Genomic DNA, 26602 nt, shown 5'->3' on the forward strand with positions numbered 1-26602 from the left:
GTAGTCTTCCCTTCTTCACGTGCATCTAGTACAGCCTTAAACAATCAACTTGGACAAATCTTCTTCGGAAGGAATCGTACCGAGTTCAACTAAATTTTCATAGATTTCCGTACTCTTTGCGTTATGGCTTGAGACAGTATTTCTAAGATCATCCACGTCTAAGATGCTTGGTTCCTTCTTTCTGGTCGTCCTATTCCTTGGTCGTTTCTTCTGCTCTCTCTCCGTTTGATTTTCCGATATAGGATTGTGAATATCTGCAGTGGCGGCGGTCAACTCAATTTCTTGAAGCAATTCTTTTCTCAACCGGACTAAGTCACCCTCGGTCTCATTCTGCAGCAATATGCGTTTCGCTAGCTTTTCTGCATTCTCCGCCGAAGCACCAAAATCGATAGCCGTTTTTACCAACTCCAGGTATCTATTCTGATCGAGTTCAATATTCTCGTCCCGCAAAAGTTGAGAACGTATCTCCCCTTGGATATTGACCTTCTCTTTTGAATTTCGCAGGAACTGGTCTAATACATCCCACTGCGGATATAAGTCATCCACCATTACCTTTGCTGAGGGATCATTTCGTTTCAACACTTGGAGCAGAGGCTGCACGAGCTGCATATGCCGGCTCGCGACGTTCCTAAGCAACCATATCGTAACGCGTTCTTTATTATCCTTACCATGCATGATGACTTCCCATTGTGCCAGCATATACAGCTTAACGGCGATATCCACAATCCCCTGAGATAGCTTATAGATTTCTTTTTTCAGGGAGTCAGTCAACTTTGTGCATGTACTTGTCCACTGATATTTCCACAACCGTTCAATGAAAAAATCCCACTCCTCGCCTTCCATCAATCGATCCATAATCAGATCACCTTGACCGGTGCTTCTTCTGGCTTGACTAAATGAACCCGATAGCAGTTTCATTGCTTTAAAGGTTCCTATCAAAATAACGGATACTCCAATTGTATTAATCAGTTGTGTAAAGTAGTTAAGCATTCTTTCAGCGCCGCCGCTTTTCATAAAACTGAGGTTTTGAATCTCATCGATAACGAGTGCGCCAAGTCCATGGAGCGTTGCAATATGGGCCATGACAGGTAAGAGCATGTCGACTGATGAGCCTTTTGAGGCAAACTTCCTGAAATAGTTTGTCTCTAGCACAGAGTCAACAGCTTGTAGAAAGTTGAAACATAATCCCTTCAGCGAACCGTCGTGAGGACAATTGAGTTTAAGCCAAACAAGCTGCTTTCGAATAAAGGGCTGCCCTTGATACGTCGAGTGGTGGATAACCTGTGGGTAAAGCAGCAGCGAGCTTTCGATAGCAGTTGTTTTTCCTTGGCCACTGACACCGAGAATAGCAAACCCCGAAGCTGTCGACCGAATGCCCGCCAGATTGGTGTCCCCATCATCCACTCCGGACTCAAGGATATTCTCAAAGCCAATATGGAACTGTTTAACTGATTCTCGTGTCAATGGATTTCTCGCTTTGTACCCGTGTCGCATTAGCCGCGAGAGCCGTTGTTCTACAAGCAGGTGTGAAGGTAAAGGTTCTACGTAATCCGCAATCTGTTGGATTAAATGGAGCCTTGTTTGTTTGCCTAACTTGCGTTGTTCATCATTATGGTCAGGAAACCTTGCAATTTTAGATCCCACAAATTCTTCCTCGAAAATCGGAGGCAAGGCTTCGATAAAGGGGTTATTTTTATATCCAGTGATTTCTTGTGGCAAATATTCAGCATTAACCTGACGACCAATAAGACTCGGGGTAAAGTGATACATTGCCTCGAGATTAGCTTTTCGATCCATCTTAACCTTCCTTTCTGATACTTGCTAATAATCCGAGCTTTGATCTTGGAGAGAAAAAAGTCTCGTTATCACCATTGTCTTCAGCTGTGACTACTGCATGATTACTTGTGTTATTAGCCTTGTTTAACTCAAAGCTCTGTAACTTGCGTAGCTTATCTCGTTCTTCCTTTCGGTTGGTCCGGATATCTGCCTTTCGCTCAGTTTTCGTCAGTGAAGGATCACTCTCAGCCTTCACTCGTTCCTCAGCCTCCTTTTTGATTTTTTCCAATCGAGTGCTTAGATCTACATCCTGTTGGTTCCTCGTGGATTGATATAGACTTTTTTGAAGCTTTTCCTCGAATCGCTTCATTTTCACTTCTTCCAGGGTCAAATCTTGAAACCGTGAAGATTTCTCCAAAAGAAAGCACTTCAGAAACTCTTTCCCATCACGCAATTTAATATAAATATGGTTCATATTTCGTCTGTCAAACGCGATGACAGCTTTAGTTGAATTCCCTTGGACGAACCACCCTTGTTCCACCATTTCATCACACCAGTAATACATGCCTTCGAATTGAATTCCTTCACTGCTTATTGTTGCCTTGGCTTCCTCCAGCACGTTTAGGCGTACAATATCGGGATGTACTTCATGCAAAAAGTGATCACGTTGCATTCCCCAATTCCATAATTCCCTCGGGATAGGTCTTACATTGTCTTTGGACAATGCTTTGTCCAATGGATAATGCTCCATGTAATGATAATTATTTCGATGCAAAATCATCTCAATAACCATCTTGGTGAAATCCTTTACGGTCAGTTTTGCGTCCAGAACATAGTCGGGGCCTCCCCGCTTTCGATACTCTTTCTTTACCGCACCCGGCATCCAAGGTTGAAGCGTTAGGTTTAATGTGCGAAACTGCTGCTCGACAATACCCTTTAGATCAGCTCGATAAGGAGGGGCATTTTTTAATTTAATTCCTAAAGCTTTTCCCAGAGAGTCTGCCTTGTTGCTCTCCATTTCTCCGCGGTCGGCGTAAAAATGTTGAGGCATATGATGACACGGCCATTCTTCCTTTGTGATTTCAATCCCATATTCAGCACAAAACTCAACTTTATTCACTACAGTATTCTCAATGGCCATTGTTACACCTAACCAAGAAGGTCCCTCAAAACCGATGTATAGGCCAACAACCATGTGTGTCCATACATCCACCACTATATAGACCACTGGTCTTCCGATAATCTGATCGACATTATCTGAGCTAATTAAGTAAACATCAGCAACCGTTGCATCGATCTCAAAGATCTGGCCAGGGCCTGTAGCACGTCTAGTTTCTGAACCTAACAATGGTCTAAAATCACGATCAAAAGTAACTTTCCCCTCACGTGCTATCAGTCTTTTTCGTCTTGTATATCTCGTCCTAATGTGATACCTAAGCTGGGCGATACTTGGAACTTGATGATCAGGCAAGATGATTGGAATTTCTACTCCCCGAACGATTTTGGTTTCGACTCCAAACCGTTTTTTCAGCATCTCGACGTATGTAAATTTGACCGAGTCTCGTCTATTGACCTTCAAGTAGACACCACGTATAAAATCATCAAAAATTCTTCTGGTTTCCTCATCAACTAGCACCCCCGACAGTTCGGGATCAACTGTGACAGTTAGCCGTGACCGCCCCATTTTTTGTTTTGGGTTTTTAGGCTTTCCTGGACCACCACACTTCCGAAACCGAGGGAGCAAGGCATTTTCCTTTTTGCCCCCCATCCAGTAATAGCGAAGGTATTTATAAATAAACTTCTTGCCTTTTCCAGTCCGCTCACATAGATCCTTAATGATCCGATACCGTTCTTTCGAATCATATATGTTAGGCTCGATTTCTACGATCTCTTTAATGCATGTCCAGGCATGATCTCTAATCTTAATTTCATTCTTACTGAGCTTATCCTCAGGAACCATGAACTTTGCATAGGGATCGTACTGCAGCTTAATAAGCTGCCCGGAATCCAACTCATTCTGCATGTTGGAGAGAGATTTGTATTGGGGAAGAGCACTATCGTTAATAATGGAGATTGTAATAACCGCGTCTCCTTCTGTATTTGCCCAAAGCACCCTCTCGCAATCAATCAGCCTGCCGTTTTCCTCACGCTTCATAACATTGTTAACAAAAATGTTCATACAATACCTCCCGGTGACAGATTGCGCGGATTTGAAGCGGCTGTAATGTAGGTAGAATTCGCTTTGACATATCGACAATCCAGTAACGATTAGCAATTAAGTGCCTTACAATCTGTATGCATGTGCCCTCAGGCAATCCATGCTTGAGGTCCTGTTCCATCGTGACATCCGTTAAAGGGGAATCACTTTGTGAAATCGCTTGACGGAGGGACGGTTCTATTTGCTTTATGAGCTCAGTTGTAAGGTGCATGTGCCCTTCCAATGATCTTGCCGAATGAAGCCATTCTACATTACGAACAAGGTCATAATTGATTTGCTTTTCAGTAATCAGCGACCAGTCGATTCCTAGGTCTTTGAAGAACTGCTTTTCGATTTGCAGTTTTTCCACCACGCGTTTGCTTAACTTGTTAGACGGCTTGAGAGAATGCGCAGCAAAACTAATATCATCTCCCTTTTTAAGGGTTAGCAACATATCCGTTGTCATTACAATTGGATATTTCGATTTTGGATCTACAGGATGTCTTATACCTAGTTTTTGCGCAATGAATAGTGTCCTCTCCAAAGGCAATAATGGAAACTGCTCACGAATATCAATAACATCCTCTGCCCATTCCATCTGATAGTGATGTGCGAGCTCTAGTTGCTCCGAGAGATAGTGATGAAGGCGCCGGCTCTTCCACCCAAGGATTCGTGTTACAACTCCGGTTGAAGGTACATCATGAATGGTAAGCCATGGTCTATAGGCAGCAAAATGACCTTCCCCTCTTCCCTCACGAATTCGCCTAGCAATCGATGAAGCTGTCGTTCTCGTTCTTCTCTTAGACATGTGTTTTCCTCCTTGTTAATTTTTATTCTACAATAATTTTCATCATGTTAAATACTATTTGACTTGAATGATATACGAATATTATTTAACTTGTCAATATAAAAGGTTAAATAATTTACTATTTGAACATTAAATGTTATGATGTAAACATAGGATGGTGAGCTAGTTGTGTCGTTGATAGGGGAGAAAATCAAAGAACGAAGAATACTCATGCAGTGGACTCAAGAGATACTTGCGCAGAAATTGGAGACAACCAAACACGTCATATCCAATTGGGAACGTGGGGTCGCCAATCCCGATCATAAGCAAATCGCTATGTTAGCTAATGTTTTTGAGGTATCGGCAGATTATTTACTTGGACTATCAGAATATCCTGAACCTCAATTCCGTGACCCCTTCGGCCAGATATCTTTTCTACCGGCCATTGATTACTCTTTTATTAAAAGTGCAAGCTGGGACTTAGTGAAACTCTTAAACTCAGGGATTGACCTTTCTGTAAACGATGAACTGTTATTTGTTGAGGATAAACGACTCTTGTCTACTTTGGTAGAACAAACTATAAACAGAATTCAGCAGGTCCGCCGGCAAACGAAAGAACTCAGAGAGGACGAATTAAAAGGATATTCTAGCGGCGATACGTTTTTTTAAGAGTCTGTCATTTATGTAAACTCTTAAGAACAATCTATCAAACTATGGTGCCGCGGAATCCAATATATTCGGAATAATTACCGAGTACAAATCATCGAAAATACATTCAATTAGCGTTGATTTACCTACTCCGTTGCAACCAGTAAATACAGTTATTGACGGTTCATTTATCGTACTAAAAGATCGAAGTTGGCTTCTAGTGGTAGGGTTGTGTTCTTCTCTAGATACTCTTTTGAGATTTCCCGCATCACTTCGACCCAGTGACCGTCTTTGACATGCCTTACCAGATTTGCGATTCGTTTATAGATACGCGAGAGTTCATCCTTGCCCAATTTGATAATAAAACCTCCCACTATACGGAAATGATTTCCAGTTGCTCGATTCTACTCTCTAAACGCTTCATATAGGTCAACATAGCATCAAGAGTACAAGGAGTCACAATCCCGGGCATGCCGTTCCTTTCCATATTAATCCTCTTATCGAACTCCTTGCTTCTTCTTGACTCCACCGGTCCCCACCTATTTTTTTATACTTCAGAATTTTCTCTAGGCAGATTGTCCAAACCTCCAAAGTCTTCTGTAACATCATGAGCTTGTAGTAATGATCTGGGTTATTTGTAAATGGGTAATCGTAATGCTTTTTTTGTCGTTCGATGCTAAGTTTATAAACGTGAATGATCCGTTCGACATCTTCAATCAGTTCTTCCATGTCAACGCCTTCTTTTTGTTTCGGTTTCTATACTTCTTGCTGTCATTCATCTCTTTCCGCAACGCTTTCAGCTTCTGAATGCTTTGGAAATAACGCTGGAGCTTGATGTCTGAATAGATATTATTCTTTGTGTTGATTAAATAACATATTTCATGTTCTCCTTCAGCATCTACCACGTAAATAACCTCAGATAATTCGCAAATATAAACAATTACCACCTTCCATTCCTTTTCAAGCGCTGCCTTTTCAAACCATTGTTCACGAATTGCCCTAGGACATGTGTAACGATTTCTTTTGAATAAAATTCCTCTTGCTGTTACTTTGCCGTAGCCTTCTCTTAATATTCCAGGATTCATATTACTAAACATCTCCTCTCTTTGATTCTATCAACCATTATATCCTTATATTAATATTTTAATCATTTATCTATAATTTGATATTTTCTTTCAAAAAAATTCCATTAATCTTCTCCTAGTTTATTGAGTTATTTTTGCCTAGAATAGCCTTAACCGTCCCTGAATAAGCAGTATCCTCTCATAATTAAACAAGTAAGCCTCTGTCCGACAGTACACTCAAGCGAATCCCCTATCAATATATCAAATCCATATAATAACAACGAAGTTCTAAAACATCGAAAAAGCTCTGTCTTATCCGGCAACAAAAAAAATCGCACTTCCAATGGGTGAATAAGGCCTCTATCAGCAGAACAATCCTGAAATGTGCTGGATGAATCGATACTACTCGGCCGGCATCGTTAAAAAATTTTAACTTCACTGACAGTGCTCCTTTCGTCCGTTAGCATTAGTCAAGCCATACTCAATATTGCACAACAATCTAATACCCAACCTCCGATAGCTCAAAAAAAAAGAAATAGACCATTATTAGGTCTACTTCTTTTGCAAAAAATCGAGCCAGCCCCCTTGAAGTGGCAATGATCGCGGAACGATCATTCTAATCATTACCGGTATACAGAGTTTTATACTCTCGACCTGTTCTTTGCATAATCTTCACCGTTACTGTACACCTACCACAAAGGATAAAGCAGCTTTCCATACATTATAGGCTTATTTAACCCACAGGGGAGATTTTTAAGTAATGTACAGGACAGCACAGCACAGCACATGGTGTCTTCACACCTTACGTGGTCCTTCCAGCTACGGTTTGGACTTGGATGGAAAACCAGTTGATGCGAATGATAAATTTCCATTAGGGGTCACGCAGCAAAACGCAAAAAACGTACGTTAAGCTTCCAAACATTAAATAAAGCCGATTTTCCAGTACGCTAAGGAAGATCGGCTTTATATATAAGAAGTGATATACAAATTAATAAAGTGGAAAAAGTTCGTTAAATCTTGCAGAACCATACTCGTTGTAATCCCCAGCTCCCAGGTTATTGGGTTGCGTTATATTATATAGGTTTAAACAATTCCGGTATGGGCAGAAAATATGTTTATCATGTTTAAAAAATTAATTCCGTTTGAAAAAATGGCAAATCCCCTAACGACTTTATATCGTTGTGGGTTTATTTTTCTTTTTTGTTTTTACACGAAAAAATACTATCAAACTTATATGCTGCCTCTCTGTAGGTTTTTTGTAAGACATGATTATTGACGTTCATAATTGTAACGATGCTGCATGACCGAGACGCTCTGAAATAATTTTGTCATACACACCTTTCACGCTGAATCAAAAACTATCTGTCAAATTTGAAGGATATACCTGTTAAGGCTTCAGAAACGTTCCACAACTTGTTTGATATGTTAGAGTCATACAATCTTTCAATGATCGCGTCGCTCGTTGGATAGCCCTTTTTGCCGCCTTTGCCATCAGGACCGATATATTCTCCTCCCTTTATCGTGGATGCTGTCGCACTATACAAGGCAGGCAACGCGCCCATATGTGCCGGTTGACTTACAATACTTGAAATCATCCTTATGATTATATTTGCCCGCTTCCCTGATCCAAAGGAAAATAAATTGGTATGCGAGATTCCAGGATGACAAGCGACGCTCACGGAATCAATATGATTGGAAAGAAACTTGTTTTGTAATTCTCTTGCAAACAATAGATTTGCAAGCTTGCTTTGACCATAAAACTTCCGGGCGCTATATCCTTTAGAACCATCTAAATTATCAAAATCGATGGAGGCATTATGAGCGAGCAAACTGCTCTGCGTTACCACTCTCGAATTCGGAGTAGAAATCAAGCGTGGCAGCAGCAATCCGGTTAGTGCAAAATGCCCTAAATGGTTACTGCCAAATTGGGATTCAAAGCCATCCTTGGTTAACCGAAAAGGTGGATCCATAATGCCTGCATTGTTAATGAGAATTGACAAAGATTCGTGCTTTTTAAGAAAATCTGCTGCAAACGCCCTGACACTAGTCAAATCGCTAAGGTCGAGCTTCATGGCTTGGACATTTGCACTGGCATAGACGGATTTTATTTTATTCAGGGCTGCTTCTCCTTTTTCCATGTTTCGAATAGCAAGAATAACCGTTGCCCTCTCTTTGGCTAATGATAACGCTGTTTCGAAACCGATACCGCTATTCCCGCCTGTGACGACGACCACCTTCCCTGACATATCCGGGATATTGTCTTTTGTCCAAACTTTACTCATTTAAAATGGGCTCCTCTCTTTTGCTTTCGCGATCCAATCTGATTCATATAATCATAGACATAGATGCCTGAATGGATCGGTATTTTCGCAACGCTCCCTAGAATACTAGGGAAAAAATGCGCGAGACGGATGAATCGATCCGCTCGCCGAGCCGAAACTCCTCACGGTTGAATTAATAACCGCTTCGCTCCCTGTGTTTTCGCCTTCGATGCCCCCTAATCGAATCGGCAGACGCGTGGATTTCATCCATCATCTCCTTGACGCCAAGCGCTCTCTGAACGGATGACCGTATCATGTCTTGAATTCGCTTAATGGTTGTGAAAAAATCCGGGCTGCCGGTCAGAGCGCGACTCGTCACATGAATTCAAGACCAGGAGTCCATCCCGCCTATGAATTCTACCGTAAACCGTAATTATTAAGCATATATCTAAGTTCCGGTGGAAAATATTTTTTCTGCTTATGAAGGTGGGGATATTTTTTCTCCCTCTGGCAGATCCTCTTAAGACCGCTGAGAAGTAGGTGTAACAATAATTTCTTTCACTGAGACAGATGCTAAACTTATAGATTTTTTTCTCCAGCACTCACCGTTACCTTTTTTGGTAATAGAATTTATTTGAGGGGTGGAGCTTCCATCGGATTAACACTATTGGCTGCCCAAGCTATTGCTTGATTCTGATCTAACTGATTCAAACGCTCCATGTCCTTTTCAGGAATTTCAAAATCAAATAAATTTAAATTTTCTCGGATGCGCTCCGGTTTACTGCTTTTCGTTAATACACCATAGCCGTGCTGCAATCCCCACCTCAATAGCAATCTGGCCTCAGACACCTTAAGTTTAGTAGCAATTTCATTAGTGACCAATTGGCATTCTTCTTTTATTTCGGCAAGAACATCTCCACCCTGTCCTTCTTCAACTCGCCAAGTTGAAAGAGGAGCAAGCGAGCTATATGCAATCGGTGCGATTGAATTCTCCTTCAAGTACCTGGTCAAATCAACCTGGGCACAAATTGGATGAAATTCAACCTGGTTTGCCTCAGGTTTAGCCAGGTCTGCATCCAAAATTTCTTTAATTCTCTCTCTATTGTAGTTTGACACTCCAATATGCTTGGTAAACCCTAATTTTTTTAGCTCTACAAAAGCTTCCCACTGTTCCAATCTAAGTTCTGATAGTGGAGCATGTATAAGGTAAAGATCAACATAGTCAAGCTGGAGCTGTTTAAGCTGATTTTTCAGCGTTTCAATGGTCTGTTTGAAGTTTTTTTCGGGTATCCCGAACTGTTTAGATCCTGGAAAAAGTTTAGTAGTTACAAAAATATCATCCCTTGAAACACCAGCCGCTTTTATCCCTTTACCAGTGCCCTCTTCATTATTGTAAGCCTCAGCTGAATCAATATGTCTAAATCCAGTTTTAAGTGCCTCTTTTACACCGTATTCGGCTTGGTCAATTGATAATTGGAAGGTGCCAAATCCCACGAGAGGCATGTCTATTCCGTTGCGCGTCGATTTTGATAGTTCCATTATTGGCAACCTCCTTATTTATAAACAAGAAATAATGCATTTTAGTCAATATTTGGACACAAGTAAGTTAAGTCCTAAGCTGTTTTTCTCATTTGATCCTGTGGATTGTTCAATTGCATATCGGATTGCCGCTGCAATATCCTCTCCTTTGAGAGGAGTTAAGAATTACAGGTTCATGCCCCCGGACGCTTCGATACGCTGCGCGTTGACCCAGCCCATCTCGGGAGAGCATAAGGATGCGACGACTCCGCCGATATCGTCGGCTTCCCCGACTCGTCCAAGCGCGATAACCGAGCTGATCTGGTCTCTGACCGTTTGATTCGACTTCAGGACTCCTCCCCCGAAGTCGGTCGCGATCGCTCCCGGCGCTACCGCATTGACGCGAATGCCCCGGTCGCCCAGCTCCTTGGCCAAGTACTTCGTCAGTACTTCGATCGCTCCCTTCATGGCAGCGTAAGCGGAATAACCGTTGCTGGCGAACCGGGTCAGGCCCGTCGACAGATTGACGATTCCACCGTTGTCCTCCAGATGAGGGAGCAGCTTCTGCGTCAGGAAGAACACTCCTTTGAAGTGGACGTTCATCAAGCTGTCGAACTGCTCTTCCGTCGTCGTCTCGAACGAAGCGCCGATCCCGAACCCGGCGTTATTGACGAGATAGTCGATCGTGCCGCGGTCCCATTTGCCCCGAAGCACGCCCGTAAGCTCCTGCACGAATCCATCGAACGACGAGATGAGTCCCGCGTCCAGCTGCAGCGCGGCGGCCTTGCGTCCACCCGCTTCGATCTGCTGCACGACGGCCTCCGCCTCCTCTCGCTTCGAATGGTAAGTCACGATAACGTCGATTCCCTTTTTGGCCAGTGCCAATGCCGAATTTCTACCAAGTCCGCGGCTTCCGCCCGTAACCAATGCGATTTGTGTCACTATACAACATCTCCTTCGATTTTATAGTTTACCCTCTTGCTCTTGGGGTATTTTTTCTCCCTTTGGCAGAACCTCTTAAGTCCGCTGAGAAGTAGGTGTAACAATCATTTCTTTCACTGTGACAGATGTGGATTGTTCAATTGCATATCGGATTGCCGCTGCAATATCCTCTCCTTTGAGGGGAGTTAAGTTGGCAAATTGGGACGCAAGGGAAAAAACATCTTGGTCCGTTATAGTTTGCTCTAACTCACTGGCAACATTCCCGGGAGAAATGATCGTTGTGCGAATGTTTTGATCAGGCCGCAACTCTTTTCGTAAGCCTTCCGTAATGGCGCGGACCGCAAACTTTGTACCGGAGTATACAGCGGTGCTTGGATAAATTTGATGACCGGCCACTGAAGAAACGTTGATAATGTGACCTTCATTCCGTTCTTCCATGTGTGGGAGGACGGCGGCGATGCCGTATAAGACACCTTTAATATTAACGTCAATCATTCGATCCCACTCGTCCACTTTCCGATTTCTCAAGAAAGAAACCGGCGCGATACCTGCATTATTAATCAGAACATCGATTTTGCCGTAAGCTTCAAGGGTAGCTTGCGCGAGCGATTCCATATCCGCTTGAGAGGTTACGTCCGTAATTCGGTACTCAGCCTGGCCACCTTTAGCTTCAATTTCTTTTTTCAGTAGAGCCAATCGGTCTTCTCGGCGTGCCGCAAGCATAACTTTTATTCCGCTACGAGCCAGCTCCCTTGCGGTTGCTTCTCCAATTCCACTGCTTGCGCCTGTTATAATAGCAACTTTGCTTTCCATAATTCGTACCTCCTAAGTTTTGTTTGGTGCTATTTTTTGAATAGTACACTCCGTTGGTCAAGAGTGTTTTGGTTTAACAAGAATTATGATATCACACCAAAGTAACTAATTCAATACAATTAGTTACTTTGGTTATGTTGGTAACTTTGGTGAGGATTCTGCTATAATATGTGTTAGACGAGGAGGAGAACTTATGAACGAAGATCAACGTGATAAAACGTGCAGAGAAATGATATATCGACTTGTTATTCGCGCTCGCAAGGATAGCCTCATTTCCATGAGAGCTGAGGATATGGCTAAATTTATGGATGTAAGCAAAGTGACGATGTATAGATATTTCTCTTCCAAAGAAGAAATATTATCCTTGGTCATCTCAGCCTACACGGATTATATGCGTAATATGGATATGTCTTCCACAGATGAGAACGAGGCGATCTTGGAACGATATCAAAAGTCATTTGAGCAATCTTTAATGATTAACTACTATTTTCCAGAACATTTCTTGAATGATTTTAAAGCATATAATCCGCGTTTGTATGAAGAAATTGTGGATGCACAGCAATTTCGCTTTAAGCAGTTAGGTGAACTGTATCGTATAGGAGCGGAACAGGGGATTTTTTATCCTGTGAACTCTGCGATTTTTATATTGGACGATGAACTGATTTTGCGACGAATACTTGATCCGTCGTTCCTTGTCCAACACGGCTTACCTTTGGAGAAAGCGCTGCTTGATTACTACGAGATGCAAAAGAGAAAATTAATCCGCGAAAAGCACCTGAATGTAATGGATAATTCACGGATCGAAGAGCTAATTCGTTCCTTTGTAGCTAAAAATTCGAGGAATTTATAGGACGTGATGAATCATAAATGTGCATCATGATAAGGAGAGAAGGTTTCGGTGGTTCGTGTGATGCTGGTCGACGATGAAGAAGATGCTCTTGATCTTCTTGAAATTTTATTGTGAAGATCGGGGATATGACAATAGTTGGGCGGTATATGGATCCGATTCGAGCGATTGAGCCTCTCGGGACAACGCCTGTTGACACCGTTTTTTGGGATATTCAGATGCCGGGTTTGAGGGGGACGGAGGCGGCAAGAAAAATTCGGACGATCATGCCTCAAGCGCGGATTGTATTTACTACGGCGTATTCGGAGTATGCGGTAGAAGCGTTTGAAATTCAATCTATCGACTATCTGTTGAAGCCGTTTACGATAGAATGGTTGAATCAATCGGTTCAGCGCAATTAGGCAAGCTATATCTGAACGTCAAGTCCGTACGGATGCGAATGTCGGCAAGCACCCCTATATTCAGTGCCTCGGGGGATTTCATATTCATTTGCCGTATACCGAAAGCAGGCAACTATCATGGAAAACGAACAAGGAGAAGGAGATTAGCGCTTTTTTGATCCACTAAAGAGGAAAAGCGGTGGATAGCGCGCTTTTGATAGAGTCGCTTTGGCCGGGGTTACAAAAGTTCGGAGTTATATGTTACACCTTTGTTAGAAAAACGCCACTTCGCTTATCTCTGAATCTATCATTTAAGTCCTATAAGATATCTTGTGTATACTTATAGAAATAATACCATATTACTAAGGGGCTATACGCCGTTATCAGATAATGATAAAAAAGAAATAAGACAATTTATGAACTTGAAAATCAGAAGGAACAATTTTTCGGTGCCGAATTAGCCCCGTTTCCCGCGGACTACGTCACCTTGCCAGTATCAGCAAGTCACCGCCGCTTCGGCTCACTTCTTCGGGAATTTTTTGAGAGTATCATCGTTAAGAACAAAACTTTATTGTAATTGGGATCATAAGAACAACGCATTATCGTTCAGAACAATACTTTATTGTTATGAGTCACATCTCTTTTACTGGTTCACGACTTTTTTATCACTGAATAAGATCGTGACCATATAGTTTCGCAAAACCGACAACAAGCTCTCCGTAATCACGAGAACATCCTTCAGGTATTTACTCTCTATGGTAACGATTTAATTTCAGATTCAGGAATTGAATAATTTCTTCATTATCATAATCCTTTAGGTTTTTAAACATTTCAATCAACTTTAATTCCATACCATCAAGCGATACATTAGATAATAAACTAATGTAGAGTTTCCAACCCTAATGTCAACGAACAGTAGATCCCATCCACATTTCCCTTTCTTAAAGAAAAAATATCCCGATGAAGCATTCATCATCGGGACTTTTCTGAGGGGTGCTTTCCAAGTTTTTTAACTACTTTCCTTTATTTTTTACTACTACCCAACATTCTTTACTACTTTCTGAGTTTTTTACACACGGACACCCTACGCCCTATTCTCTTTATACACACCATAATTGATTTCAACAAAATGCATATTAGCCGATATCATTATCAGAAAGTGAACTGAACCATTACCACTAGTCATAAGATAAGTTTATCTCTGACTTTAGTCTTCTTTTGAGTAGCATAATCTCAATGATCTCTTTTTTATCATAATCGTTAAGGCCTCTAAAAACATCTATTAACTTTTTATCATAGTTGTCTTCATATGTCGCCCCATCTTCCGAATCCACACCGGTTAATAACCAGTTAAGATTTACGTTATATTGTGTTCGGATCGATATAAGAGTTTCCGCAGAGGGATTACTATTTCCCATTTCAATTTCACTCAGGTTCCCTTGAGAAATTCCTATACTCTTTGCAAACTGAATTTGGTTTAGATTATTCTCTTTTCGGATACATTTGATTCTATAGCCAATGCCACTCATCAGTTTCACCACCGATCATGAAGTTCGCATGAAAATTAACTTCTACACAAATTAAAAGGGAGCACCGATTTAATCCTCGGGCTCCCTTCTAGATGTCCAATCATCTTGCTTATCGGTTCCACACATCTTTTACTGGTTCCATAGATCTTTTACTAGTTCCAGACATCTTTTACTGGTTCCAGACTTTTTTATCACTGAACAATCGGGACTGACTAAGAGATTCAATTACTCTACCGTTACACTCTTCGCCAAGTTTCTCGGCTTATCTACATCATTGCCGCGGGCAAGAGATGCATAATAAGATAGCAATTGCAGCGGCACAACGGACAACGCAGGGCTCAGCAGCGGCAGTGTATGAGGAATCTCGAACACTTGGTCTACCGATTTCGCGAGCTCTGTTTCACCTTCGGTGTGAAGCCCGAACACATGAGCGCCGCGAGCCTTCACTTCTTTAATGTTGCTGACGGTTTTCTCGAACAGATCATCCTGGATTGCCAAGGCAATCACCGGAATACCTTCCTCGATCAAAGCAAGCGTACCGTGCTTCAATTCCCCAGCTGCATAAGCTTCGGAATGAATATAGGAAATTTCCTTCAGCTTCAAGGAACCTTCTTGTGCTACAGCGAAGTCCAATCCTCTACCGATGAAGAACAAGTTATCGTGTGTCGAAACTTGCTCCGCCCACTCTTTAATTGCTTCGGCTTGCTCCAGAATGCGTTCTACCTTTTCCGGCAATTCCTTCAGATGCGCCACAATTTCAGCAACAGCCGCAGCATCTTGGGTTTCCAGGGCTTGAGCAAGGTACAGGCCGAACAAATAGAAAGCAATTAACTGGGACGTATATGCCTTCGTAGACGCAACTGCGATCTCTGGCCCAGCCCAGGTGACGATAACATCATCCGCTTCGCGTGCAACCGAGCTGCCGACTACGTTGGTAATAGCAACGACGCGTGCACCGTTACGTTTTGCCTCACGCAGCGCAGCCAACGTATCCGCAGTTTCACCGGATTGACTCACTACGATAACTAGCGTGTTCGGTGTGATGATTGGGGAACGATAACGATACTCGGATGCCACATCGACCTCAACCGGAATGCGCGCCAGCTTCTCAATCACGCTTTTGCCCACAAGACCCGCGTGGTAAGCCGTACCGCAAGCTACGATATGGACGTTGCGGATAGCACCGATTTGCTCCTTCGACATTTTCACTTCGTCCAGCACTACTTTAGTACCGCTAGGGTCCAGACGAGCTCCCATTGTATCCCGGTAAGCTTTAGGCTGTTCATAGATCTCTTTCAGCATAAAGTGATCAAAGCCGGCTTTTTCCGCAGTCACGATATCCCAATCGACATGGAATAATTCCCGGGAAATAAAATTCCCCTCCAAAGTCATTAATTCGACACCGTCTTTCGTCAAAACAGCCATTTCTCCATCGTTCAAAATATACACATTACGCGTGTAATCAAGAATCGCCGGAATGTCGGAGCCGATGAAGTTCTCGCCCTCGCCAACACCGATAATAAGCGGACTTGCCAAACGAACGGCTACAAGCTTCTCCGGCTCATATTCAGTCAGCACGCCCAATGCGAAGGCTCCTGTCATCCGTTTCACTGCTTGTTGTACGGCTTTCACGATATCGCCCTCGTACAGGCTGGCGATCAAGTGAGAAATAACTTCGGTATCCGTTTCAGAAACGAATACATGGCCCTTCTCTATCAATTCTTCTTTCAAAGATACATAGTTTTCAATAATGCCGTTATGAACCACGGAAAACTTTTGAGAGTTGTCCGTATGAGGATGGGAATTGACGTCGGACGGTTTACCATGCGTTGCCCAACGGGTATGACCGATCCCGATCGATCCGTTCAACGGCGCCTCATCCAGCTTGGATTCCAAGTTAGCCAAACGGCCCTTCGACTTTTTAACTTGCAGCCCGTCTTTTGTGAACACTGCCACACCAGCGGAATCATAACCACGATATTCTAGCTTTTTTAAACCTTCAATCAATATATTTTGAGAATCACGTTTACCTACATATCCAACAATACCGCACATAAGGGATAGAACCTCCTGCTATTTTAGAAAAACCTCAATCAAGCTTACCGTCTCGTAAGCCTCTTTCATGTTGGATTGTTGTCCACCCGGTCACCCGAGTGCTTTGCTGTCCAACTTAACGGTAGTGAGTGCTACCGGAAGGTCCCCGCCGAATGTTTCGAACACCTTCACCTCGTCAACTTGCAGGCAGCCGTCAGATCATGGATAGTTCATCAATATCCATAAAAAGGTTACGAAATGTATCCCGCAACCGTGTATCTCACGCTCTTACAAGCTCTGGCGCTGTTGTTAGGATTGACCTCCGCCCACCTTTCTCTTCTTGAGTCAACACCTGCTCACCTTTTCAAGATACGCCAAGTGCATATTCATATCTTATTCATTTTCATCCTGAAGTGCAACTACATATTTAGTCAATAAAGATTGTTTTAGTAAAAGCAAAATCCCCCAACAAACACGTCGGAGGATTTCAACGCAGTTTAACAATTAGCAGAGCTCTTGCTGAATGACGCCCGCGATTTCTTGAACGTACGCTTCAACCTGCTCTTTATCGGGGCCTTCCGCCATAACGCGAATCAGGGATTCCGTACCTGAAGGTCTCACCAGCACACGGCCATTGTCGCCCAGTTCGTCCTCTACCTTACGAATCGCTTCGGCGATAGCTTTGTTCTCCTGCCAAGTACTTTTATCCGCCACTCTGACATTCACAAGCTTTTGAGGGTATTTGCGCATAATTTGTTTCAGCTCACTCAAGCTTTTACCCGCTTGGACGAGGGTATCCACTAACTGCAAAGCCGTCAATATGCCGTCACCGGTCGTATTGTAATCCAGGAAAATCACATGGCCGGACTGCTCGCCTCCCAGATTATAACCGCCCTTACGCATTTCTTCCATCACATAACGGTCGCCTACAGCTGTTTTGGCTGCTTTCAGCCCAACAGCTTCGATACCTTTGAAAAAACCGATATTGCTCATGACGGTCGTCACAATCGTGCTTTCCTTCAAAGCACCGGCCTGATTCATAGCATGACCGCAAATACTAAGGATATAGTCACCGTCCACCTCAGCGCCAGTCTCATCGATGGCAATCAGGCGGTCCGCATCTCCGTCAAAAGCAAGGCCCAGCATCGCTTTATGCTCTACTACAGCCTTCTGAAGTGCCTCCGGGTGTGTGGAGCCGCAGTGGTCATTAATGTTACGGCCGTTGGGCTCAGCCCCAATAGTGATAACCTCTGCTCCCAACGCTTCGAATACTTTCGGTGCCAGCTCATATGCTGAACCGTTCGCGCAATCCAGTACGATCTTACAGCCCTGAAAGGATGATTTCACTGTCGATTTCACATAGTCCAAGTAAAGGTATTTGGCCTCATTATCGTCGGTAGCAGACCCCAGATCTCCGCCTACAGGGCGTGGCAGCTCATCAACGGCAGCGTCCATCAGACGCTCAATTTCCAGTTCTGTCTCGTCGGACAGCTTAAAGCCGTCTGCAGCAAAGAACTTGATTCCATTGTCCTCTACCGGGTTGTGTGAAGCGGATATCATAACTCCTGCATCAGCCTTTAACAGGCGAGTTAAATAAGCTACAGCCGGTGTCGATACGACACCAATTTTTATTACATTTGCACCAATCGACAAAAGTCCCGCCACAAGCGCTGCTTCCAGCATCGTTCCCGAGATTCGTGTATCCCGGCCGATAACGACATTCGGCTTCTCTACCTGTCCCGCCAAAACATACCCGCCGCAGCGGCCGATTTTATACGCTAATTCGGGTGTCAGCTCTTGATTGGCAACGCCGCGGACACCGTCTGTTCCAAAATATTTCCCCATATTCGGTACTCTCCCCTTTGTCATTCACCCATCTATTATTGTTGTTTGGCCACGCTTGATGCTTTTGCAGCCGCATCCTGTTTGCCACTGATCTCTACCGTTGCTTTAAATTCCTGCCCTGCTCCTTTTTTAATAAAGGTAGGCAGGTTCAATGTTACGGGCAGCTCGTGGCGCCCTGGAGGCAAATTACTCACATCCAGAATCGCCTGCACATCCTGCACTTTCACTTTTTCCAATAAAGCGGGCGCGCCTTCGACAGACAAATTAATCTTTCCACTCTCAGGAAGAACCACCTTCGTATCGAAGCCGTCATTTTGACCGACGATCGACAGCGGCACCTGCTCCAATGTTTTCGTTGCTGAAGCCACAATGCTGATCTTGACTTCTACCTTGGCCGGATCCACCTGGGTTACCTTTGGACGAGGAGGAATATCCAATGATAAGGCATACTCCTTCTCTTCCTTCAAATCCGCCAGATTAATGCTCGGACCTTCATAATACTCCAGCCGGTTCAACACATCCTGAGGACCGTATACCGTCACTTTATCCGTATTTTGAACGAGAGACGCTACACTGAAGCCTTTAGGCGGCTCGCCAACGAGCTTGAGCTGCAGCGGCACTGTAGTGAACGGGCTTGTAATCGGCACCTCCACCTCGACGACTGCAGGATTGATAGCGGCCATTTCCAGCACCTTCCCGTCCTTATCATAGGCAGCAAGACGGACCTTGCTGGATACCGGCGCCTGTGCTTTCTCTACATTGACGTCTGCGCGTACGGATTCTACTGCATCAATACTACCGCTTGGCATCGTTACCGTCACCCGGTTAGGTTTGACGATGGGCTGCCCCGCCTTTAAACCTACTGCTGGAATACCCGTTACATTGACCGTAACCGGCATCTGCTTGTTCGATTTCTCGTCTATTATAACCTTCGCACTGGATGGACTGACTTTGACCGTCACATTTGCAGGAAATCCGACAGGCGTTAAGGGCATAATATGCTCCCCTTTGCCGACTTTTGTCAAATCGAGCTCTACGGAGTAGTTGCTTATGCTCATCGCTTTTTTCAAAGCCGAGTCTTTTCCCGTTATTGTTAATACTACCTGAGACGGTTCTATGGTTTCAACAAAAAACTGACTGCTGTCATATTTGGGCGTAACCGAAACGTTAGTAATTTGCTCTTCCCTCACACCCGTTCCTCCGGAGCCGGGAAGCGCACTATCCTCCATGTGAACCACCGCCCACAGCATAATCCCGATAATGAGCGCGATCACTTTGACGACATTCGTATTGCGCAGCCATTGGTCCATCTATTTCAGCCTCCATTTCCAAATGGAGCTCTTTTCTTTTGCCTTCGTCTTCGACTTTAATTCTTCAAATAATTTCGACAGCAATGACTCTTCCTTAATATCCCGCAAAATATGTCCGTTCATCGCAAGCGATACTTGCCCGGTTTCCTCCGAGACAATGACACAGATCGCATCCGACACCTCACTCATGCCGATGGCTGCACGATGCCGGGTTCCCAGTTCCTTGCTAATAAAAGGATTTTCGGATAACGGCAAATAGCAGCCTGCGGCCATCAACTGATTTTTACGCAAAAAAACCGCACCGTCATGTAAAGGCGTGTTCGGGATAAAAATATTGATCAGCAGCTCCGAGCTAATATGGGATTCAATCGAAATCCCCGATTCTATGTAATCGTTCAAGCCGGTTTCCCGCTCAAATACAATTAATGCCCCTATTTTTCTACGTGCTAAATAATTGACCGCTTTAAGCACTTCACCAATCCGCTTGTTCAGCTCCTGGTCATCCTCGGTCGTAGTTCGGCTGAACAACGTACCGCGGCCCAGCTGCTCCAGAGCGCGCCGGAGCTCCGGCTGGAAAATGATAATAACCGCCAATACCCCGAATGTAAACATCTGATTCATCATCCACTGCAGGGTATTCAGCTTGAACCAGGTACTTAGCGCCCAAGTGACCACTACAACGAAGATACCTTTCAGCAATTGAATCGCCCTGGTACCCCGAACCAATAAGATCAGATTATATATAACATAACTAACGATCAAAATATCAACGATATCTTTAATACTGATGGCTGGTATGAAATCCATCGCATCTGCCCCTAACCAAACCTCTGCTATATTTTTAGTATCTGTAGACCCTTCCTTAAATCATACCATAAGATGAACAAAAAACCCTCCCTTTCTAAGGATCTTTTAGGGAGGATTTTCGAAAATTGATACCTATGTCCTACTTATTTTGATATATTGGCTGCCCAATCATTCATTTTGAACCAGAGCCAGCTGAACGCCTCGTCGATTTCCGTAACTTGACCGGATATGTGGGCTGTAGAGGCCATGTTTACAGAACCGTCGATCACAACAATATTGCCTTTAATGTCCCCATCTACCTGAACCTTGCCGTTCTCCACCATTAAATTACCGGCCACCGTTTTGCCTTCAGGCACTACGACCGTGTTCCCTTGGATGACAACCGACTGAAGATCCGTTCCCTTAACGATGAGCTCAGAATCCTCGTTCCACAGTGACATGAAGCTTCCCATCATGACCATAACAAACACCGCCGCGACCGATGCCGCCGGATGACGTCGAACCCATTCCCACCAAGGGCTTTTACGCCGTACAGGTGGTAAGGATTGCATAATGCGTTCGGTAAGCCCGCTTGGAACCTCCGGATTCGGCCAGGCATGAATGAGCGCCTCTACCTTCTCAAACTCTTTCAGCCGCTGACGGCACGATGCACAGCCAAGCAAGTGTTCCTTCAGGGCAACAGCTTCAGAGCCTTTCAGGCCACCGTCCAAATATTCGTGCATCAAAGGGAGGGCTTCTTTACATTCCATGAGCATAGCCACTCCTTTCTATCTCCATGATAGCTTGTGTTATACAATACGTCAGAGCAAACGATATGTTTCAAAAAAACACTACAATACGTGCTCCAATTTTTTACGCAAATATTCTCTGCCGCGGTGAAGCCTTGTTTTGATCGTCGTTACCGGCATCGACAAAACATCGCTGATTTCTTGCAGAGACAAATCCTGCAAATAGCGTAAGATCACAACGGATTTATATTTTTCAGGCAAGGTATCGATTGACTTTCGAATCTCCGTCTGCGTCTCTGACAACACGACCTGTTCATCAGGCGTTTCTTCTTTGCTAGGCAGCATGGAGTACCAATCCGTACCTTCCCCGTCATTCATTTCGGCATCCAAAGAATAATTCGGTTTCCGCTTCCTCAGGCGGTCAATGCACAGGTTCGTACCAATACGGTAAATCCAAGTTGAGAACTTTTGATTCTCGTCGTAACGCTCCAAATTTGTATAAACCCGCAGGAACGTTTCCTGAACGATTTCCTCTGCTTCTTGTTTTTGATGCAGCATCCGGTAGGCCAGATGATATATTTTATCCTTATACAATTCCACTAGCTCGGCGAACGCAGCCCTGTCTCCGGTACGAGCCAGTTTTGCGAGCCTCACATCCATTTCGTTCAACCCACATTCCTCCAGACTTCCGGCCCTGAACCCGCGTTAGCACCGGACCTAGTTAGGACATTACTCTTGTATAAACGAGGATCATTCCTGCCAATATGAAAATCATACCAAACCATACCTGCCAAGTACAGTCATCAGGAGTCCCAACCTACAATTTGTTACGCTTCAGTTGAAGCAACGTTTCGAAATTTACGCAAAAAAGTCAGGCAGCCCATATAGATCAGGCCACCCGACTTTGACACAATTGTTGCTTGGTGGAACTCCGGCATCAACCCGTATTCCGAAGACCTGCAGCAATACCATTAATGGTAAGCAAAACCTCCCGCAGAAGCAGAGCATCGTCATCACTTTGCTCCTTCTCGCTTCTAAGCTCGGAAAGAAGCTGAACCTGCATATAGCTAAGCGGATCGACATATGGATTACGCAATCGAATAGACTCTTGAATCACGGGTACATTATCCAGAATTTCCTGTTGTCCCGTAATGCTCAAGATGAGTTCCGACGTACGTACATATTCTTCACTAATTTCTTTAAAAATACGCTCGGCGATAACAGGATCTTTGATCATGCTGCCGTATTCTTTGGCAATCTGCAGATCTGCTTTCGCTAACGCCATTTGCAAATTGTCAATCAATGAACGGAAGAAGGACCAGTTTTGATACATATCCTGCAATACCTTCAAGTTCTCTTCCTTGCCTTGGTAGAAGCTGTACAAGCCTGTACCTGAAGCGTACCATGCCGGCAGCAGATAACGGCTTTGCGTCCAAGCAAATACCCATGGGATCGCACGAAGATCCTCAAATCGATCACTGTTTTTCCGTTTCGAAGGTCTGGAGCCGATATTCAGTTCCCCGATTTCCGGCAGCGGTGTCGATTCCTTGAAGAAGGTCAAGAAATCCGGATCGCGGAAAATCAGATCCTGGTATTTGATCTGTGCTTTCTCGGAAATGTCCTTCATGATCGCTTCCCAGTGAGCCTCAGACTCATCCGTTTTTGGGTTACGCGCCGACAGGGCCGCTGTAATCAATGCGGATGTTGCCTGCTCTAGGCTGCGGTAAGCAATGCCCTTCATGGAATAGCGGGAGGAAAGTACCTCACCTTGCTCCGTAATTTTAATGCCTCCGCCAATCGTATCTGCAGGCTGAGCCAAAATACTGCGGTTCAATGGCATACCGCCGCGTCCCAATGCGCCGCCGCGACCGTGGAAGAACTTCAGCTTCACACCAAACTCTTTAGCTGCCGCTGTAATGTCACGCAGAGCTACGCGCAGCTCCCAGTTCGCTGTAATCACGCCACCGTCTTTATTACTGTCGGAATATCCAAGCATAATTTCTTGCAAATGGTTCGTGCTGAGCAAGCTGTTACGATAAGCTGGAATTTGATATAACGTACGCATAATATCAGGAGCAGCATGCAAGTCATCGATCGTCTCAAACAAAGGAACAGATTGCAGCGTGCAAACAACCGAACCATCGGCTTCTTGACGGTATAAGCCTGCTTCTTTACCGAATACGAGAACCTCGAGCAAATCGCTGGCACCTTGCGTCATGCTAATGAGGTAACTGGACACACAGTTGCGTCCGAATTCCTGCTGAGCCTGTTCGACTACACGGTACACATTCAGACATTCCATCGTCGACTCGGTGTAGTCCATATAAGGAGATGTGATCGGTCTTGGCTCATTCAGCAGCTCAGCTAGCAGCTTAATTTTCTCTTCTTCTTGAAGCGCTGCGTAGTTTTCGCAAATGCTCATTTTCGCCAGAATTTCTGTCATAGCCGATTCATGCTCTTTGCTGTGCTGGCGCACATCCAAAGTAGCCAAATGGAAGCCAAACAGCTCTACTTGGCGAATCAATTTGGTCACATATTCGTCGGCAATGAAATCCGCATAATGGTTACGCAAGCTTTGGTCAATCAACTTCAAATCCGCAATAAACTCATCCGGATTGTTGTATTTTTGCTTCTCGCTAATAGTAGGGTTATCTGCGTTCTGGATTTTCTCAATCATATATACGATTTTAATCCGGTAAGGCTCTTTTTCATTACGCCATACTTCATTCGAACGAAGATCCAGATTGGCTTTGTCGGATTGAATTGAATCCAGAAGCTCTTGAGTCACATCCACAATATTTTTGCTGAAGCTCAAGTGTGTCATGAAATCATTTAACAGCTCTCCGTACTTTTGCAGAGCTAATTTGCGATGCATCGTCAAAGCTTCCCAAGTTACCTTAGAAGTTACCGACGGGTTACCGTCACGGTCCCCACCGATCCAGGAACCGAACTTCATGAAGGTCGGCACATGCCATGACTCTTCTGGGTAATATTTATGAAGACAACGTTCCAGCTCCTGATACACCTCAGGCAGAACATCAAATAAAGTTTCATCGAAGAAATAAAGCCCGTTGTTTACTTCATCAATAACTGTTGGCTTACGATCCCGAAGCTCATCTGTTTGCCACAAGGTAATAACCTCACCCAGCAGCTTTTTACGAAGCTGTTCTCTTTCGCGGAAAGTGAGGCTCGGGTTATCCAATTCCATCACATCGTTAGCGATACGCTGGTGAATATCCAATACCGCACGGCGCGAAGCTTCCGTAGGGTGTGCCGTCATAACCAACTCCAAGGAGATACCTTGAATCATCTCTTGCACTTCTTCAGACGGAATGCTTTGCTGCTTCAACCCGCGGACAATGTCCTCGATCGAGCCTGGCTGTACATCCTCGCCTGCTGAGCGCTCGTAATCGCGTTTGCGGCGAATCCTGTGGTTTTGTTCGGCAATATTAATCAATTGGAAATAGATCGCAAATGCCCGAATCACCTGATGTCTCTTCTCAGGAGCCAAAGAATTGATCGTTTCTTTAAATTCGTTGTACAAATCCGAACTATTCTGAGCACGGAGCGTCTTGCTCATCTCTCTAATATTTTCTACGATGGTTAAAAGCTCATTCCCACCTTGATGAACCAACACTTCTCCCAAAATGTGTCCCAAAAACCGTACATCCCTACGTAGTAGGTTGTTTGACGTATGTTTGCTATTCAAGCTGACTGAATCCGACATGGTTCTCCTCCATCCTTACCTTGGTCATACTGAATATTTTAACACAATACCGCGCTACCATGCAGTATATTTAGTAAATAGTTTCATAGATATCATTTCCAAAATTCCACAAGCATTGTCGAACCCTGCTGTAAGCCGCATAAAGCTTGATAAACATCTAGGCGCGCTTTACATCCACAAATTCCAGACAACGGTGCTTAGCTATATAAGTCACTTATGCTTTAACACTTTAGCGTAGTTAAATATGTAGGTATTAAAAAAAGACCTTTCGGTCCTCATTAACGTAATTATGGAGCGGGTGATGGGAATCGAACCCACGCTACCAGCTTGGAAGGCTGGAGTTCTACCATTGAACTACACCCGCAAAAATATGGTCGGGACGACACGATTTGAACATGCGACCCCCTGGTCCCAAACCAGGTGCTCTACCAAGCTGAGCTACGTCCCGATGGTATATGGAGTGTACTGTATGCAGCAAGTTCACTTCATAAGCTGTTAAAAAATATGGCGTTCCCTGAGAGATTCGAACTCCCGGCCTTTTGATTCGTAGTCAAACGCTCTATCCAGCTGAGCTAAGGGAACATTTTATGGAGCGGAAGACGGGAATCGAACCCGCGACCCTCGCCTTGGCAAGGCGATGCTCTACCGCTGAGCCACTTCCGCAAAAACAATGCGCGTAGAGGGACTTGAACCCCCACGGTCGCCCGCTAGATCCTAAGTCTAGTGCGTCTGCCAATTCCGCCATACGCGCGCTTGAGAAAAAATGGTGAGCCATGTAGGACTCGAACCTACGACACCCTGATTAAAAGTCAGGTGCTCTACCAACTGAGCTAATGGCTCAAACAATGGCTGGGGATCTAGGATTCGAACCTAGGCATGACGGAGTCAAAGTCCGTTGCCTTACCGCTTGGCTAATCCCCAATAAAACTGGTGCCGTCGAGAGGACTTGAACCCCCAACCTACTGATTACAAGTCAGTTGCTCTACCAATTGAGCTACAACGGCGTGGTGGAGGCTGACGGGATCGAACCGCCGACCCTCTGCTTGTAAGGCAGATGCTCTCCCAGCTGAGCTAAGCCTCCATAATTGGAATAAAATGGTGACCCGTAGGGGATTCGAACCCCTGTTACCTCCGTGAAAGGGAGGTGTCTTAACCCCTTGACCAACGGGCCGTGATACTTCTGGAGCTTCCAACCGGAATCGAACCGGTGACCTCATCCTTACCATGGATGCACTCTACCTACTGAGCTATGGAAGCATGTGGCTCCCCGAACAGGACTCGAACCTGTGACAACTCGATTAACAGTCGAGTGCTCTACCAACTGAGCTATCAGGGAATATTGTGCTTGGCGACGTCCTACTCTCCCGGAACCCTGCGGTTCAAGAACCA

The 26602-nt window shown here is 44.4% G+C and carries 21 protein-coding genes and 12 tRNA genes; 3 read left to right on the top strand and 30 right to left on the bottom strand.

The annotated features are described in order from the left end of the window. Positions 1 to 36: 36 nt before the first annotated feature. The 3 genes from CF651_RS07155 to CF651_RS07165 are packed head-to-tail and all read right to left on the bottom strand — an operon-like array spanning position 37 to position 4781. On the bottom strand, positions 37 to 1797 hold the full coding sequence (locus CF651_RS07155) for an ATP-binding protein (RefSeq protein WP_094014181.1): 1761 nt from the start codon (positions 1795 to 1797) through the stop codon (positions 37 to 39). Position 1798: 1 nt separating this feature from the next. Next, positions 1799 to 3955: a Mu transposase C-terminal domain-containing protein gene (locus CF651_RS07160; RefSeq protein ID WP_094014182.1), complete on the bottom strand. Its 2157-nt coding sequence runs from the start codon at positions 3953 to 3955 to the stop codon at positions 1799 to 1801. Further along, positions 3939 to 4781, bottom strand: coding sequence for a TnsA endonuclease C-terminal domain-containing protein (locus CF651_RS07165; protein WP_094014183.1), 843 nt, complete (start codon positions 4779 to 4781; stop codon positions 3939 to 3941). The genes CF651_RS07160 and CF651_RS07165 overlap by 17 nt, the downstream gene beginning before the upstream one ends. Before the next feature lie 168 nt (positions 4782 to 4949). Between CF651_RS07165 and CF651_RS07170 the strand changes: the two genes are divergently transcribed. Continuing rightward, complete coding sequence (locus tag CF651_RS07170; RefSeq protein WP_094014184.1) at positions 4950 to 5429, top strand: helix-turn-helix domain-containing protein; 480 nt, start codon at positions 4950 to 4952, stop codon at positions 5427 to 5429. 435 nt (positions 5430 to 5864) lie between these two features. Here the strand turns inward: CF651_RS07170 and CF651_RS07175 are convergent, their stop codons facing one another. The 7 genes from CF651_RS07175 to CF651_RS07200 form a co-directional block, all read right to left on the bottom strand. Then, positions 5865 to 6137 carry a hypothetical protein gene (locus CF651_RS07175; RefSeq protein WP_094014185.1) on the bottom strand — a complete coding sequence of 91 codons (273 nt, stop codon included), beginning with the start codon at positions 6135 to 6137 and terminating at the stop codon, positions 5865 to 5867. Continuing rightward, positions 6125 to 6493, bottom strand: coding sequence for a hypothetical protein (locus CF651_RS07180; RefSeq protein ID WP_094014186.1), 369 nt, complete (start codon positions 6491 to 6493; stop codon positions 6125 to 6127). The genes CF651_RS07175 and CF651_RS07180 overlap by 13 nt, the downstream gene beginning before the upstream one ends. Positions 6494 to 7830: 1337 nt before the next feature. Continuing rightward, positions 7831 to 8754, bottom strand: a complete 924-nt coding sequence (locus CF651_RS07185) for an oxidoreductase (RefSeq protein WP_094014187.1) — start codon at positions 8752 to 8754, stop codon at positions 7831 to 7833. Between the two features lie 105 nt (positions 8755 to 8859). After that, positions 8860 to 9000 (bottom strand): hypothetical protein, encoded by a 141-nt coding sequence (locus CF651_RS32200; RefSeq protein WP_179232719.1) that lies wholly within the window; start codon positions 8998 to 9000, stop codon positions 8860 to 8862. Positions 9001 to 9363: 363 nt separating this feature from the next. Continuing rightward, complete coding sequence (locus CF651_RS07190) at positions 9364 to 10272, bottom strand: aldo/keto reductase family protein (RefSeq protein WP_218827837.1); 909 nt, start codon at positions 10270 to 10272, stop codon at positions 9364 to 9366. 165 nt (positions 10273 to 10437) lie between these two features. Next, positions 10438 to 11193 (bottom strand): SDR family NAD(P)-dependent oxidoreductase, encoded by a 756-nt coding sequence (locus CF651_RS07195; protein ID WP_218827838.1) that lies wholly within the window; start codon positions 11191 to 11193, stop codon positions 10438 to 10440. A 75-nt stretch (positions 11194 to 11268) separates the two neighbouring features. After that, entirely contained in the window at positions 11269 to 12006 is a 738-nt protein-coding gene (locus tag CF651_RS07200) for an SDR family oxidoreductase (RefSeq protein WP_094014189.1), read from the bottom strand. Between the two features lie 193 nt (positions 12007 to 12199). On the opposite strand from CF651_RS07200, the gene CF651_RS07205 reads away from it, so the two are divergent. Both CF651_RS07205 and CF651_RS07210 read left to right on the top strand, forming a co-directional pair. Continuing rightward, positions 12200 to 12856: a TetR/AcrR family transcriptional regulator gene (locus CF651_RS07205; RefSeq protein WP_094014190.1), complete on the top strand. Its 657-nt coding sequence runs from the start codon at positions 12200 to 12202 to the stop codon at positions 12854 to 12856. Positions 12857 to 12981: 125 nt separating this feature from the next. Continuing rightward, positions 12982 to 13254 (top strand): LytR/AlgR family response regulator transcription factor, encoded by a 273-nt coding sequence (locus CF651_RS07210; protein ID WP_094014191.1) that lies wholly within the window; start codon positions 12982 to 12984, stop codon positions 13252 to 13254. Between the two features lie 1157 nt (positions 13255 to 14411). Here CF651_RS07210 and CF651_RS07215 read toward each other — a convergent pair. The 20 genes from CF651_RS07215 to CF651_RS07310 all read right to left on the bottom strand — a co-directional run bounded on the left by CF651_RS07215 (position 14412) and on the right by CF651_RS07310 (position 26549). Next, positions 14412 to 14762: a helix-turn-helix domain-containing protein gene (locus tag CF651_RS07215; RefSeq protein WP_094014192.1), complete on the bottom strand. Its 351-nt coding sequence runs from the start codon at positions 14760 to 14762 to the stop codon at positions 14412 to 14414. Between the two features lie 225 nt (positions 14763 to 14987). Further along, a complete protein-coding gene (gene glmS / locus CF651_RS07220) occupies positions 14988 to 16817 on the bottom strand; it encodes a glutamine--fructose-6-phosphate transaminase (isomerizing) (protein ID WP_094014193.1) in 1830 nt (609 codons plus the stop codon). A gap of 483 nt (positions 16818 to 17300) precedes the next feature. Further along, positions 17301 to 18641, bottom strand: a complete 1341-nt coding sequence (gene glmM / locus CF651_RS07225; RefSeq protein ID WP_094014194.1) for a phosphoglucosamine mutase — start codon at positions 18639 to 18641, stop codon at positions 17301 to 17303. Positions 18642 to 18676: 35 nt separating this feature from the next. Next, entirely contained in the window at positions 18677 to 19951 is a 1275-nt protein-coding gene (locus CF651_RS07230) for a CdaR family protein (RefSeq protein WP_094014195.1), read from the bottom strand. After that, positions 19952 to 20758, bottom strand: coding sequence for a diadenylate cyclase CdaA (gene cdaA / locus CF651_RS07235; RefSeq protein WP_094014196.1), 807 nt, complete (start codon positions 20756 to 20758; stop codon positions 19952 to 19954). 143 nt (positions 20759 to 20901) lie between these two features. Then, complete coding sequence (locus tag CF651_RS07240; RefSeq protein ID WP_094014197.1) at positions 20902 to 21507, bottom strand: zf-HC2 domain-containing protein; 606 nt, start codon at positions 21505 to 21507, stop codon at positions 20902 to 20904. Between the two features lie 81 nt (positions 21508 to 21588). Further along, a complete protein-coding gene (gene sigW / locus CF651_RS07245; RefSeq protein WP_094014198.1) occupies positions 21589 to 22155 on the bottom strand; it encodes an RNA polymerase sigma factor SigW in 567 nt (188 codons plus the stop codon). 268 nt (positions 22156 to 22423) lie between these two features. Further along, positions 22424 to 25213 (bottom strand): phosphoenolpyruvate carboxylase, encoded by a 2790-nt coding sequence (ppc, locus tag CF651_RS07250; protein WP_094014199.1) that lies wholly within the window; start codon positions 25211 to 25213, stop codon positions 22424 to 22426. A 290-nt stretch (positions 25214 to 25503) separates the two neighbouring features. After that, a tRNA-Gly gene (locus CF651_RS07255) sits at positions 25504 to 25577 on the bottom strand. Positions 25578 to 25584: 7 nt separating this feature from the next. Next, a tRNA-Pro gene (locus CF651_RS07260) sits at positions 25585 to 25661 on the bottom strand. A 57-nt stretch (positions 25662 to 25718) separates the two neighbouring features. Then, positions 25719 to 25795, bottom strand: a tRNA-Arg gene (locus tag CF651_RS07265). Between the two features lie 6 nt (positions 25796 to 25801). Next, positions 25802 to 25876: transfer RNA gene (locus CF651_RS07270), tRNA-Gly, on the bottom strand. An 8-nt stretch (positions 25877 to 25884) separates the two neighbouring features. Further along, a tRNA-Leu gene (locus CF651_RS07275) sits at positions 25885 to 25964 on the bottom strand. 13 nt (positions 25965 to 25977) lie between these two features. Further along, positions 25978 to 26053, bottom strand: a tRNA-Lys gene (locus CF651_RS07280). Positions 26054 to 26059: 6 nt separating this feature from the next. Next, positions 26060 to 26134, bottom strand: a tRNA-Gln gene (locus tag CF651_RS07285). Positions 26135 to 26141: 7 nt separating this feature from the next. Further along, positions 26142 to 26217: transfer RNA gene (locus CF651_RS07290), tRNA-Thr, on the bottom strand. 1 nt (position 26218) lies between these two features. Continuing rightward, positions 26219 to 26294: transfer RNA gene (locus CF651_RS07295), tRNA-Val, on the bottom strand. A 15-nt stretch (positions 26295 to 26309) separates the two neighbouring features. Beyond that, positions 26310 to 26384 (bottom strand) — tRNA-Glu (locus CF651_RS07300). A gap of 10 nt (positions 26385 to 26394) precedes the next feature. Beyond that, positions 26395 to 26470: transfer RNA gene (locus CF651_RS07305), tRNA-Thr, on the bottom strand. A 3-nt stretch (positions 26471 to 26473) separates the two neighbouring features. After that, positions 26474 to 26549, bottom strand: a tRNA-Asn gene (locus tag CF651_RS07310). Positions 26550 to 26602 lie beyond the last annotated feature (53 nt).

Origin of the sequence: Paenibacillus rigui (assembly GCF_002234615.1) — a bacterium.
In the GTDB taxonomy this organism is placed as follows: domain Bacteria; phylum Bacillota; class Bacilli; order Paenibacillales; family NBRC-103111; genus Paenibacillus_S; species Paenibacillus_S rigui.

Coding starts and splice junctions, on each gene's coding strand:
- CF651_RS07155 (WP_094014181.1), bottom strand. CDS start 1,797: ATGGATCGAAAAGCTAATCTCGAGGCAATGTATCACTTTACCCCGAGT.
- CF651_RS07160 (WP_094014182.1), bottom strand. CDS start 3,955: ATGAACATTTTTGTTAACAATGTTATGAAGCGTGAGGAAAACGGCAGG.
- CF651_RS07165 (WP_094014183.1), bottom strand. CDS start 4,781: ATGTCTAAGAGAAGAACGAGAACGACAGCTTCATCGATTGCTAGGCGA.
- CF651_RS07175 (WP_094014185.1), bottom strand. CDS start 6,137: ATGGAAGAACTGATTGAAGATGTCGAACGGATCATTCACGTTTATAAA.
- CF651_RS07180 (WP_094014186.1), bottom strand. CDS start 6,493: ATGAATCCTGGAATATTAAGAGAAGGCTACGGCAAAGTAACAGCAAGA.
- CF651_RS07185 (WP_094014187.1), bottom strand. CDS start 8,754: ATGAGTAAAGTTTGGACAAAAGACAATATCCCGGATATGTCAGGGAAG.
- CF651_RS32200 (WP_179232719.1), bottom strand. CDS start 9,000: ATGAAATCCACGCGTCTGCCGATTCGATTAGGGGGCATCGAAGGCGAA.
- CF651_RS07190 (WP_218827837.1), bottom strand. CDS start 10,272: ATGGAACTATCAAAATCGACGCGCAACGGAATAGACATGCCTCTCGTG.
- CF651_RS07200 (WP_094014189.1), bottom strand. CDS start 12,006: ATGGAAAGCAAAGTTGCTATTATAACAGGCGCAAGCAGTGGAATTGGA.
- CF651_RS07205 (WP_094014190.1), top strand. CDS start 12,200: ATGAACGAAGATCAACGTGATAAAACGTGCAGAGAAATGATATATCGA.
- CF651_RS07210 (WP_094014191.1), top strand. CDS start 12,982: ATGACAATAGTTGGGCGGTATATGGATCCGATTCGAGCGATTGAGCCT.
- CF651_RS07215 (WP_094014192.1), bottom strand. CDS start 14,762: ATGAGTGGCATTGGCTATAGAATCAAATGTATCCGAAAAGAGAATAAT.
- glmS (WP_094014193.1), bottom strand. CDS start 16,817: ATGTGCGGTATTGTTGGATATGTAGGTAAACGTGATTCTCAAAATATA.
- glmM (WP_094014194.1), bottom strand. CDS start 18,641: ATGGGGAAATATTTTGGAACAGACGGTGTCCGCGGCGTTGCCAATCAA.
- CF651_RS07230 (WP_094014195.1), bottom strand. CDS start 19,951: ATGGACCAATGGCTGCGCAATACGAATGTCGTCAAAGTGATCGCGCTC.
- cdaA (WP_094014196.1), bottom strand. CDS start 20,758: ATGGATTTCATACCAGCCATCAGTATTAAAGATATCGTTGATATTTTG.
- CF651_RS07240 (WP_094014197.1), bottom strand. CDS start 21,507: ATGGAATGTAAAGAAGCCCTCCCTTTGATGCACGAATATTTGGACGGT.
- ppc (WP_094014199.1), bottom strand. CDS start 25,213: ATGTCGGATTCAGTCAGCTTGAATAGCAAACATACGTCAAACAACCTA.